Origin of the sequence: Aeromonas molluscorum 848, from assembly GCF_000388115.1 — a bacterium.
Lineage (GTDB): Bacteria > Pseudomonadota > Gammaproteobacteria > Enterobacterales > Aeromonadaceae > Aeromonas > Aeromonas molluscorum.
Map to the genome: position 1 here is coordinate 23,179 of NZ_AQGQ01000025.1, position 9,644 is coordinate 32,822.

At 58.5% G+C, this 9,644-nt stretch carries 9 protein-coding genes and 1 pseudogene; 7 read left to right on the forward strand and 3 right to left on the reverse strand.

The features are described from left to right. Nucleotides 1–158: 158 nt before the first annotated feature. From G113_RS06095 to G113_RS06105, 3 genes are all read right to left on the reverse strand, one after another. A complete protein-coding gene (locus G113_RS06095; protein WP_005895753.1) occupies nt 159–602 on the reverse strand; it encodes a DUF411 domain-containing protein in 444 nt (147 codons plus the stop codon). Between the two features lie 67 nt (nt 603–669). Then, nucleotides 670–993: a hypothetical protein gene (locus G113_RS06100; RefSeq protein ID WP_005895756.1), complete on the reverse strand. Its 324-nt coding sequence runs from the start codon at nt 991–993 to the stop codon at nt 670–672. Between the two features lie 183 nt (nt 994–1,176). Further along, nucleotides 1,177–1,899, reverse strand: coding sequence for an SDR family oxidoreductase (locus G113_RS06105; protein WP_005895759.1), 723 nt, complete (start codon nt 1,897–1,899; stop codon nt 1,177–1,179). A gap of 126 nt (nt 1,900–2,025) precedes the next feature. Between G113_RS06105 and G113_RS06110 the strand changes: the two genes are divergently transcribed. The 7 genes and pseudogenes from G113_RS06110 (at nt 2,026) to G113_RS20455 (ending at nt 9,426) form a co-directional block, all read left to right on the forward strand. Further along, nucleotides 2,026–2,868, forward strand: a complete 843-nt coding sequence (locus G113_RS06110; protein ID WP_005895761.1) for a LysR family transcriptional regulator — start codon at nt 2,026–2,028, stop codon at nt 2,866–2,868. Nucleotides 2,869–2,907: 39 nt separating this feature from the next. Then, nucleotides 2,908–3,504 carry a glutathione-regulated potassium-efflux system oxidoreductase KefF gene (gene kefF / locus G113_RS06115; RefSeq protein ID WP_005895764.1) on the forward strand — a complete coding sequence of 199 codons (597 nt, stop codon included), beginning with the start codon at nt 2,908–2,910 and terminating at the stop codon, nt 3,502–3,504. Further along, the gene (locus tag G113_RS06120) at nt 3,504–5,360 is read left to right on the forward strand and encodes a monovalent cation:proton antiporter-2 (CPA2) family protein (protein WP_005895766.1); all 1,857 of its coding nucleotides are present in this window, start codon (nt 3,504–3,506) and stop codon (nt 5,358–5,360) included. Before kefF ends, G113_RS06120 begins: the two co-directional genes overlap by 1 nt. After that, nucleotides 5,357–5,743 carry a SirB2 family protein gene (locus tag G113_RS06125; RefSeq protein WP_005895769.1) on the forward strand — a complete coding sequence of 129 codons (387 nt, stop codon included), beginning with the start codon at nt 5,357–5,359 and terminating at the stop codon, nt 5,741–5,743. Before G113_RS06120 ends, G113_RS06125 begins: the two co-directional genes overlap by 4 nt. A 307-nt stretch (nt 5,744–6,050) precedes the next feature. Further along, on the forward strand, nt 6,051–7,031 hold the full coding sequence (locus G113_RS06130) for a helix-turn-helix transcriptional regulator (protein ID WP_005895772.1): 981 nt from the start codon (nt 6,051–6,053) through the stop codon (nt 7,029–7,031). A 1,060-nt stretch (nt 7,032–8,091) separates the two neighbouring features. Continuing rightward, a pseudogene (locus G113_RS20450) lies at nt 8,092–8,196 on the forward strand (transposase); the annotation flags it as partial. Between the two features lie 67 nt (nt 8,197–8,263). After that, nucleotides 8,264–9,426 (forward strand): IS3 family transposase gene (locus G113_RS20455; RefSeq protein ID WP_152435970.1). Its coding sequence is split into 2 segments (ribosomal slippage): nt 8,264–8,519 and nt 8,519–9,426, totalling 1,164 coding nucleotides; the frame shifts between segments, so codons are not numbered across the junction. The last annotated feature ends 218 nt before the right edge of the window (nt 9,427–9,644 follow it).

The window sequence follows — 9,644 nt, forward strand, 5'->3', positions numbered from 1 at the left end:
CCCTTAATCGGTCATCAATCTGCCCCTTGTGGCGCCCGGTTGCAAGGGGCACCCATGAAAAAGGCCGTTCTGTGAAGAGAACGGCCTGATCCAGGTCCTGGGTGAGGCAAGATTCGCTCAGGTGTGCCTCACATGGGGAAAGTCCTCACCCGGACCCATTAGCCCGGGTAGCTGGCCCAGAGCGCGGTCTGACCCGCCTCGTCGATGGCCAACACCTGATAGGGCTGACCCGGGATATCCATGCCGGGGGCACTCTGTGGCATACCAGGGATAGTCAACCCGCGGATGGCCGGTTTCTTATCCAGCATGCGCTGCACGTCGGCGGCGGGCACATGACCTTCCACCACATAACCGCCCACCAGGGCGGTATGGCAGGAGGCCAGCTGCGGCGTCACGCCATGCTGCTGCTTGATGGGTTCGAGCTGCTCGGTGTTGACCACCTTGAGCTCGAAACCATTGTCCTGCATGTGCTTTATCCACTGCTCGCAGCAGCCGCAATACTGGGATTTGTAGACCGTCATCGGCTCGGCGGCCAGAGCTGACAGGCTGGTGACGCCCGCCACCAGGGCCAGCCACAGGGCTGGGATCTTGCGTATAGACATAACTACCTCGACTGATATTGCTTCAATGGACATTGATACGAAGGACCCCGGCAGGGGTTCATTATCATCAGATCGTGGTGCGAGGCGGGCGCTCGAGTCGCTCCAGCGGCGGCTGGGGCACATAGAGGGAGGGAGCAATGAATTCAGGGTCTGCCGGGCTCTGCTCGGCCAGGGTCAGGCTGTCGCTGCTGACCAGGCTCATGGCCAGCACTGTGGTGAAGCTGCCGCAGGGCATGGCCTTTTCCAGGGTACGCTCGGCTTCGCTGCAATGGGGCGTCAGGGTACAGAGATCCGCCGCAGCCCGGCTGCCAAACGACATCAGCACCAGCAGCAGACCCCAGAGGGGCAGCCAGCGGCGTGCATGGTCTAATTGGCGAGGGGTCAGTAGCATGGGGCAGCTCTGTGAAAATAATGGCCCATGCTAACCTGCCCCCCAGGGGTAAGGTCAAGGGTGCCTGCAGGGCAACCCTTGATCCGGATCAGCTTGCCGGCCGATCAGCGCTGGATGCGAGCGATGACCCCGTCACCAGGGTCTGACCCGGACCATCGGCAGATCCCCGCACCTCGGCACCACTCAGCTTGGCTGACGGGTAGCGGCCAGCACTATCTCGCGCACGCAGACGCTGGCTGGCTGGCGCCAGGCATAGAGCACGGCCTCGGCGATCACCTCGGGGGCGATGACGCCCCCCATACTCTCCTTCCAGCCATGATATCCGGCCTTGATCTGTTCATCAGTGGTATGGCTGAGCAGCTCGGTCTCCACCGCCCCCGGCGCTATGGTCACCAGACGCACCCCGAGGTCGGCCACCTCTTCACGGATGTTCTCAGTCAGGGCATGCACCGCAAACTTGGTGGCACAGTAAGCGGCATGATTGGGGAAGGTTTTGCGCCCGGCGATGGAACTGATGTTGATAATGGTGCCGCTGCGCCGCGCCTTCATCCCCGCCAACACCGCATGCACGCCGTTGAGCACCCCCATCACGTTGATGTTGAGCATCTGTTGCCACTCGGCGGGATCCTGCACATCGGCCTGGCCGAGCAGCATGACGCCGGCATTGTTGACCAGGCAACCGACCGGACCGAAACGCGCCTCGGCCTGGTCGATGGCTGCCCGAAACGCTGCGGTATCGGTCACATCGAGGGGCAGACAGAGGCTGTCTGGCAAACCGAGTGCCACCATGGGTTCAACCCGACGAGCCAGCAGCAGCAGGGGGTGACCCGCCGCCGAGAAGGCGCGGGCAATGGCGGCACCTATGCCTGCGGAGGCACCGGTCACGACGACGAGGGGTTTGGACATGGGAGTTCCTTTATTGCGGATGAAAGGGGCTGGTCAGCACCAAGTCCATTCACTATAGTCGCGCCATCTATCAGCGATAAATATAGATTTCCGCTGGTTATCATCTGAAATAACTATGGTAACGCCATGCTGGATTTGAGACTGCTGCGCTTTTTCATCGCCATCTATGAACAGAAGAACATCACGGCCGCTGCCGAACGCTGTCATGTCAGCCAACCTTCCCTCTCCGCCGGTCTGCGTCAGCTGGAAGAGAGCCTGGGGGACAATCTGTTCCTGCGCGGCAAGAAGGGGGTAGAGGCTCTGCCTGCGGCCCACTATCTCTATCCCCATGCGGTCAAGCTGGTCGAGGAAGCGCGTCGCCTGCCCGAGCTGTTTCGCCAGAAGGCGAGCCGGGCCCGCCTCAACCTCGCCGTGATGCCGGATCTGAGCAAGCGCCGCCTCGCCGCGCTGTTGCAGCGGATACAACAGCATCTTCCCTCCCTGGATTTGACCCTGTCAGACCATGAAACACCGGCCGATTGCCGCTTGACCCTGGATGTGCTGCGCCGGGAAGACGAGATCTTTCTGCCGCTCTGGGAGGAGGATTATGTCTTGTGCGTACCCGCCAACCACCCCTTCGCCCGGCGCGAGCGGGTCGAACTCCATGAGCTGCAGGATCAGGATTTCATCGAGTGTCCCCCCTGCGAAGCCCATCAGCAGACCCTGGGCCTGCTCGCCTGCGACCGGCTCATCCTCAATCTGGTGGCCAAGGCGCAGAGCAAGGGGCTGGTGATGGCCCTGGTGCTGGCGGGTATCGGCATCAGTTTTCTGCCCGATGGGTTGGTTGAGGATGAACCGGCCCTGCGCTGCGTGCCCCTCGCCGGGCCGAGGATGTTTCGCCGCATAGGGCTCTGCTATCCGGCACGCCAGACCCTGAGCCCAGCTCTGGTCGCATTGATCCCCGAACTGGCCGCAAGGCCCGCTTCTTGATAAGTTTCCACCTAACTCCATGCCCCAGGTCATGACTCTATGAAACGCATTCTGGTGATCTTCTCTCACCCCGCCCTGCAGCGCTCCAAGGCCAATCGTGAGTTGCTGCAAGCCATCTCTGATCTGGAGGGGGTGACCATTCACGACCTCTATCAGCACTACCCCGACTTGTTTATCGACGTGAAACGCGAACAGGCCCTGCTCGGGGAGCACGACATCATCGTCTTCCAGCATCCGCTCTACTGGTACTCCTGCCCCGCCATCATGAAGGAGTGGCTGGATCTGGTGCTCGAGTACGGCTATGCCTATGGGCCCCAGGCCAATGGTCTGGAAGGCAAGCAGTGGTTGAGTGCCATCACCACGGGGGGAGCCCCCGAGTCCTATTGCCAGGCTGGCTACAACAACAGCCCGCTGCTCGACTTTCTGCGCCCCTTCAGCCAGACGGCCCGACTGTGCGGCATGCAGTGGCTACCGCCCTTCGTGCTGCACTCTTTCCACAAACTCAATGATCCCGAAGCGCTGCGCCGCTGTGGTCATGAATATCGCCAGCTGCTGCTCGCCTTGCGTGATGAACGGCTCAGCCCGACTCAGCTGGACGGGGTCGCCTATCTGCGCGATCTGCTGGAGGTTATCTGATGGGACACGGCATCTTGTTCGACGCCTTCATCTACCTCTCGGCGGCGGTCATCGCCGTGCCCCTGGCCAAGCGCTGGGGGTTGGGTTCTGTGCTCGGCTATCTGCTGGCAGGGATAGTGATAGGGCCTTTCCTGCTCGGCCTGGTCGGGGAACGTCAGGACGTGATGCACTTCGCCGAATTCGGCGTGGTGCTGATGCTGTTTCTGGTCGGCCTCGAACTCAAACCGGCGCTGCTCTGGCAGCTCAAGGGACCGATACTGGGCACAGGCGGCCTGCAGGTGGCGCTGTCGACCGCTGCCCTGGCCGGGGTCGCCGTCCTCATCGGTCTGCCTTGGCAACAAGGGGTGGCCATAGGTCTGATCCTGGCCCTCTCCTCCACCGCCATCGTGCTGCAGAGCCTGCAGGAGCGCAAACAGATGCAGAGCGAGAGCGGTCGCTCCGCCTTTGCCGTGCTCCTGTTCCAGGACATCGCCGTGATACCCATACTGGCGCTGTTGCCCCTGCTGGCCATGGCCCCGGTCGCCCAGAGCGATCAGAGTGAGCTGGCGGGCTGGCAGCATGGCCTGCTAGTTGCCGCCGCCATCGCGGGCATCATATTTGGCGGTCGCTACCTGATGCGCCCCGTGTTTCGTGCCATCGCCCAATCACACATGCGGGAGATCTTCGTCGCGGCGGCGCTGTTGCTGGTGATCGGCATCGCCGTCTTGATGGAGTCGGTGGGGCTCTCCCCCGCCCTGGGCTCCTTCCTGGCCGGGGTGGTGCTGGCCGACAGCGAGTATCGCCACGAACTGGAAGCGGACATAGACCCCTTCAAGGGGCTGCTGCTCGGCCTCTTCTTCATGTCGGTGGGGGCCGGCATCAACTTCGGCCTGTTCGCCGAGCACCCTATACTGATCCCGGCCCTGGTGATCGGTCTCATGGCGCTCAAGTGGCTGGTGTTGATGGCGATTGGCCTGGTATTGCGAGTGTCGCCAAGCCAGCGCTGGACCTTCTCCCTCGCCCTGGCCCAGGGCGGGGAGTTTGCCTTCGTGCTCTTCTCCTTCGCCAGTCAAAACCGGGTCCTGCCCGAGGAGATGATCGCCCTGTTGACCCTAGTGGTAGCGCTCTCCATGGCGTTGACCCCCCTGCTGCTGATCCTCAACGACAGAGTGATCCAGCCCTGGTTTGACTATCGCAGCCGGCCGGAAGCCCCTGAGCACGAGCACCCCCAGGCCCTGGACAATCCCGTCATCATCGCCGGTTTTGGCCGCTTCGGTCAGATAGTGGGGCGTCTTTTGCACGGTCACGGCATAGGCACCACCATCTTGGAGCAGGATGCCAGCCAGATAGAGACGCTGCGTAAGTTCGGTTATCAGGTATTCTATGGCGATGCCAGCCGCATCGATCTGCTGCACGCCGCCGGCGCGCACAAGGCCAAGCTGCTGGTGCTCTCCATCAATGACCCTGTTACCTCACTCACTGTCATCGAGATGGTGAAGAAGCACTTCCCGCACCTTAAGATATTGGCGCGGGCCCAGGACAGGCCCCACGCCCACAACATATTGCGCCACGGGGTCGACGGGGTGTTTCGTGAAACCCTGGGGTCGGCTGTGGATCTTGGCGTGGAAGCCCTCACCAACCTGGGATTCCGTGCCAATCAGGCCTGGCGTGCCGGGCAGATGTTCAAGCGCCATGACAACTGGCTGCTGCGCGAGCAGATCAGTTATCTGGACGACGAGCACACCTATATCAACAAGAGCCTGCAGTACCGGGACATACTCTCTGATCTGTTGCGAGACGATCAGCTGGGACCGGACCATGTTCATGCCCATAACTGGGATAGCGGCCTCCCCAACCAAGACAAGGAAGCAAGATGATTGCCTATTACCCTCTGCTCAAACACCTGCACATGACGTTCGCCATCGTCAGTATCCTGCTGTTTATCTACCGTTGGGCCCTGGCCATCAACGGAAGCCCTCGCTTGCAGCAACGCTGGCTCAAGATACTGCCCCACGTCAACGATACCCTGCTGCTGCTCGCAGGCGTGGTGCTGGCCGTCACCCTGCAGATGAACCCGGGTTCACAACCCTGGCTGCTGGCCAAGCTCATCGCCCTGGTGGTCTATATCGGCCTGGGTGCCATGGCGCTCAAACGCCCAGACCGCAAACAGAAGGTGATCGCGGGCATCGCGGCCCTGCTGGTGTTCAACTACATCATAGGGGTCGCCATCAGCAAATCCCCCTGGGCCTGGTTCGCATGACCTACAAGGGGGAGGCTGCTGCCTCCCCTTTTCATATCCCATCAACTCAGCCCTCCTGTTTGTCATTCCGCTCCCCTGTCCCGCAATCACAAAGCGCAATCGCCTCCCAAGAGCAATCCTTGCTCTCCTTCAGCAAACTAATTTTAGCGAAATAACAACAAGTTAAGGTCTAATAGCCATTATGTATCAATAGCTTAACTGTAGCTGTATGAAAATGGCGACACTTGTCGCAGCAAAACTTGCGACATAGACTGTCGCAACTACTGGCTAGGATACACTCAACGCTAATCCAGTGAAGGCAAGCACCATGAGCAAGAAGCTGTTACGACAACTGACCTTGGCGCGTTGCATCCCGCACCGCCCTTACAAACTGACCGCCAGCCAGCTGCAAGTTAAGCTGGAAGAAGAAGGCATACACGTCAGTCTGCGGACCGTGCAACGGGATCTGGAAGAGATGTCTGGCATGGGGCTGTTTGACCTCACCTCGGATGAGCGCAGCAAACCCCATGGCTGGTGCTTCGAGCGCCACGGCCTCAATGACTTTGCCAACATCATGCCACTCTCCCTCGCCGTCGCACTCAAGACTTGGAGCGATCAGGCCAGCCATCTGCTGCCCGCGAGCGTGTTGACAGAACTGAATCCGCTAGTCGACAAGGCCAGCCAGGTGATCCGCGACAGCCAGAGCGAACTGGCCGAACGTTGGCTCGAGAGTGTGCATCAATCGCCGCGTCCGTTTGCCGGCAACTCTGAAATACGCCGCAGCACCTTGATCCGTGATGCCCTCTGGCGAGGCCGCAAGTTCAGCGCCGAGATCCAGCGTGTCATCAAAGAGCGTACCGTGTGGCTCTGCTATGACCGCATCAATCCGCTTGGTATCTTGAACCAGGCCGATGGCCCGACACTGCTCTGCACCCTGTCCGAGCTTGACCCCAAGGTGTATGGCATACCGTTCGACCATATCAAGGATGTGGAGCTGACCAACTTCAGCGCGACCCAGCCCAAGGACTTCAACGTCCAGAAACTGATCCGCGAGCAGGCTTACCAAGATGTCAGTGGCCCTATCCGCTTCGTTGGCCGCATAGATGCCAACAGTGCCACACTGACTGATGGTCAGATCCCGGGCCACAACCCGCGCATGACCCGCTATGACAAGCGCAGCGTGGTGGTTGAGACCGAAGTACAGGACACCCCGGAGTTCCGCAACTGGCTCAACAACATGGAAGGCAATCTGGAAGTATTGGCACCGGAATCCCTTCGCAAGGCCTACCCAACCAGTCGGGCCAACTGATAATGAAAAGCCGGGCTAAGCCCGGCTTTTCCAGATATACACAATAAAATAGATGAAATATTAAGCACGAATATTCAATATTATTTGATTTTAGACAGCATATTTTAAGTTCCTCTTGAAACCAAAACGCCTCCATTTTCCCCTTGTAAGAGATCGCCCATAGGCACTGTAAGAGCGAGCTGTTTCATGCCGTAGGTTAGACCGTCAGCAACTGCCGACAATTACAAGGGAAACCAAATAAGATACTGATTATTATCAATAAAAATTAATTTTAGCCACAATGTAAAATCGTTTTCTTCCGCTTGCTCCCTCAGCCCCTCTTGTGACCTCGCCGTTATCCCTTATTATCTATCCCACAAGGACGGCGCGGGCATCTACAGGATGCATGCCCACAAGAATAAAGGACTAGCCACAGGACACCTCAGGATGAGGTTGGATAGCCAGGAGGTTATCCGCCAGGACGGTCAGGAACACCACAGGAAGTGGTTATGGACACCTCCAGGACGGAGAAGCATAACCCGGATGGTTATTGGTCTGGATGACCCAGGATCACCACAGGATGTGGTAGGACGAGCTTCAGGATGAAGGCGAGATAACCGGGATGGTTATCTGTCAGGACGACGCAGGAACACCACGGGATGTGGTAATGGACACCTCCAGGATGGAGACAGTGCAGCAATCAGGATAGGTTGCTGGGTCAGGATGACATATGGACACCCCAATGGATTGGGAAGGGGAAATCCAACGGATTTGGATACAGTCAGGGAATGCAGGGAGCATTTGCAGTTCAAGGACTGGACGACACGACTTAAGGGGACGGCTCAGCCGTCCCCTTTTCTTATATTGGCGCGCTTCATAACATCATCTCCCCCCTCCTGTAGCGCCTACATAGCTCAAAGAATCACTACCGACAGCTTGGATCGCCACATTTCCCTTTTCATGACTCCGGATAAATGGTCACAAGATCCTGGGATCTCGGATACAACACCTGACCCCAGTTGAACCCCACAATTCCCAAGACACCTCACAGCCTTAAAATGAGGCAACTATTGGAGGTGTTATGACCCGTCAGCGTTACCCAGAAACATTCAAGATAGAAGCGGTTAAGCGCGGGCGGCCTGTGGCTGATGTTGCACGAGCCCTCGGGGTATCCAGCCACAGTCTTGTAGTGGTCTAATCATCCCGGACACCATTTTAGGTGGTACAGTCGCCACCATGCCTTGAGGTGTTCAATGACAAGATTACGTCGCTCATTTACTGCTGAATTCAAACTCGAAGCCGCATCCCTGGTGCTCGACCAGGGATATTCTGTCCCCGAAGCCAGCCGTTCACTGGATGTCGGTGAAACCATACTTCGCCGATGGGTTCAGCAGCTTCAATCCGAACGAACCGGCACCACTCCAATCGGCAAAGCGCTGACCTCGGAGCAGCAGAAAATCCAGGAGCTGGAAGCCCGTATCAATCGGCTCGAACGTGAAAAGGCCATTCTAAAAAAGGCTACAGCTCTCTTGATGGCGGACGAACTCGAACGTTCGCGCTGATAGACCGATTAAGGGAGCAAGCCCCTACCACGTTGGTCTGTTGCGCTTTCGGTATCCCAACCTCCTGTTTCTACGACTATCTGGCTCGTACCCGCACCATTGACCGTGAACAGGTGCAGCAAAAAAGCGTGCTGCGGCGCCTGTTCAACGAGAGTCGAGGTTCAGCTGGCAGCCGGGCCTTGATGTCGATGATGCGAGAGCTAGGGCATCAGGTTGGCCGATTCAAGGTGCGTCGCCTGATGAAGGACGCGGGGCAGGTGTCCAAGCAACCCGGCGCTCATGCCTACAAGGTCGCCCGGGCTGAACGACCGGATATCCCGAATCTGCTGGCACGTGAATTTGCTGCCTCGCAGCCCAATCAGGTGTGGTGTGGCGATATCACTTACGTGTGGGCCGGTGGCCGTTGGTATTATTTGGCTGCGGTGCTGGACCTCCATACCCGGCGGGTCGTGGGCTGGTCAATGTCTGACAGACCTGATGCTGATTTGGCAGTGAAAGCACTCGAGATGGCGTATCAGCAGCGAGGTAGTCCGTCTGGTGTGCTGTTTCACTCCGACCAGGGGAGCCAATACGGCAGTCGAGTATTTCGACAACGGCTGTGGCGCTATCGCATGACCCAGAGCATGAGTCGGCGTGGCAACTGCTGGGATAACGCGCCGATGGCGCGGCTGTTCAGGAGCCTCAAGACGGAATGGCTTCCGACCACGGGGTACATGAGCCTGCGGGAAGCAAAGCGGGATATCAGTTACTACCTGATGGATTACTACAACTGGCGGCGCCCACATCAACACAATGACGGGATAGCACCAGCAGAAGCCGCAAAGCGGCTTAACTATGTGTCCGGATTTAGTTGACCACTACAGGGCAGCCAGTTTACCGGTGGGGAATGGCAGGACTTTCTGAAGGCTCACAACCTGAATTGCAGTATGAGCCGACGTGGCAACTGTCACAACAACGCTGTCGCCGGTAGAGTTTGAAAAGCAGTTCAATGTTCAACAACAGAGTGTCTAGAGAAACCGGGGCGCAGACTATGTAGAACTGCCCTGATACCGCCCATCGTGGCTTATGAGCG